Annotated in this window: 3 protein-coding genes; 1 reads left to right on the forward strand and 2 read right to left on the reverse strand. The window is 52.1% G+C overall.

Going from position 1 to position 1,889, the window contains the following annotated elements:
• On the forward strand, positions 1-989 hold a 989-nt coding region (locus tag WBK19_RS03000), incomplete at its 5' end, for a DUF2806 domain-containing protein (protein WP_511286812.1).
• A gap of 159 nt (positions 990-1,148) precedes the next feature.
• Here WBK19_RS03000 and WBK19_RS03005 read toward each other — a convergent pair.
• Together WBK19_RS03005 and WBK19_RS03010 are read right to left on the reverse strand one after the other, a co-directional pair.
• Positions 1,149-1,448 (reverse strand): hypothetical protein, encoded by a 300-nt coding sequence (locus WBK19_RS03005; RefSeq protein ID WP_511286814.1) that lies wholly within the window; start codon positions 1,446-1,448, stop codon positions 1,149-1,151.
• Between the two features lie 297 nt (positions 1,449-1,745).
• Positions 1,746-1,889: TRAM domain-containing protein (locus WBK19_RS03010; RefSeq protein WP_511286816.1), on the reverse strand; the 144-nt coding region annotated here is incomplete at its 5' end.

Raw genomic sequence — 1,889 nt, forward strand, 5'->3', positions numbered from 1 at the left:
AAATTACTGATCTTACAGGCCTGAGCGAACCACTAAAGCGACTGATTGAGGTTATCTCCAGCGGTATTGGAAATGTTTCCAAGCCATACCTTATTCGGAAGACTGCTGATGCGAAGGCGTATGAAATTAAGGTCATTGCCGAGGCTATGGCCGAGAGCAAAAAATTGCTGACGCATACTGAATATGAGGATGGAAAAGTAAAAGTTCTGGCGCCAGAAACGCAGTCTGAAGATTTTCCCGCTCTCCCTCATAGGGTAGCTGCCCGAATCCAATACAAGGAGCAGCGCGAGCAGCAAAACGTCGAGGCCGTCTGTGCGAATGCGGCCGAGGAACTACAGAAAGAAACTACGGTTCCTGACGGGAAGCCAGAACCGGAATGGGTCTCCCGGTTCTTCGATATTTCATCTGGAATTACCTCTGAGGAACTTCAATACCTTTGGGGGCGCATTCTTGCTGGCGAAATCAAACGCCCCGGTTCTTTTTCTCTGCGCACGCTGGATGTGCTTCGTAACCTTTCGAGTAAGGAGGCCGAGAATTTCGTCAAACTCGGGAACTACATTCTTCGCTCTAGCGAAAAGGCCTTCTACATTGACCCGAAAGCCTACATATTTACAAAGGATGGCGGTCTCACGTTCCTTGACATTCTTGCATTGAAGGATGCTGGGCTCATATTTGAAACCGACCTTGAGTTCTCCTTCAATCCGGTCGGTGCAGGCGAAATGAGCCACTTTATCTACGGCTCCCTAATTCTCATGTTTGAGCGAGAAAAGGACACACCGAAACTTGGAAGTGGGGTTGGTCTGTTAACTCGCGTCGGAATTGAGTTGCTACAGCTCCTGACTGTGCAGCCAGACATGGAATACGTCCAGTTCGTCGGGAAACGATTTACTGCGGACGGTGTGAAGTTTGCTTGGGCGCCAATCCTCGGAATCGTCGGCGATCAAATCCACTTTGGAGCTAAGACGTATGTCGGACAACAAGAGACCTAACACTGCGCTCCAAGGGACGCGCCGCAAGCGGCGCGCCCCTGAGCTTCGACGTTGAAAGCCTGTTGCTTGACCCAGAGTACTTATTAGCCGCTGACATCCGACCGTCTGATACGGGTCAGAAACATCCATCACAACCAAGCCGTTTCCCAGCCACGAAACTCAAAACCCCGCGTTCTTCTGCAACATTTTTTCTTTAAGCGCATGGTCCCAGGCACAGGGACAGGTTTCGGCACGTTCGGCCATCAGGTTGCGCATTCTTTCGTCCAGCTGTTTCAGTGCGGTATTGTCACCACGCTTTTCTAGGCTGGCATGGGTGGATATCCAGGTTTTGCATTCGTTCTGGGTCAACAGCATGGTGGAGTAGCCGTCGCGGCAGGCGCTTTCGTCCATTGCCAGCGTGGCAGAAGATGCCGAGGCAAGCAGTAGCCCGGTCAGCAGGTTCAAGGTCATTGATTTCATGATTTACCTCTCAGATCAAACGATCCAGGCGGATCAAATCCAACGCTTCTACCCGACCTACACGCAAGGAACATGCCTGCGTGTTTGGTGGACAGGCGACGAGATTACTGGTTGATTGTTAAGGAGAAATGACCGTGCGGAGAATTTTTTATGTTGGCCTCCGCGCGCGATGCGCACAGGGTTTGTGCGTGCGAAACGGGATTGCACCAGATTGGACTGGCAAAAGCGCGGCGAAGAATTCGCCCTCACCACTGCTCCCACTACTACTGAGAAAGAGGAAAGCGCCTGCGGGTTATTTCAAACCGGCTCTGCCCAAAGGTCGTGGTCACTGGCATCGATAATGCGCACTTGCACGAAATCGCCGGGATTTAAACCTTCTACACCCTGAATGAACACCACGCCGTCGATCTCCGGCGCATCGCCGGGTGAGCGGGCGATGAC

It is taken from the genome of Azonexus sp., assembly GCF_049652925.1.
In the GTDB taxonomy this organism is placed as follows: Bacteria; Pseudomonadota; Gammaproteobacteria; order Burkholderiales; family Rhodocyclaceae; genus Azonexus.

Bases quoted from the DNA above. Each gene is read 5' to 3' on its own strand.
- WBK19_RS03005 (WP_511286814.1), bottom strand. From the start codon at position 1,448: ATGAAATCAATGACCTTGAACCTGCTGACCGGGCTACTGCTTGCCTCG.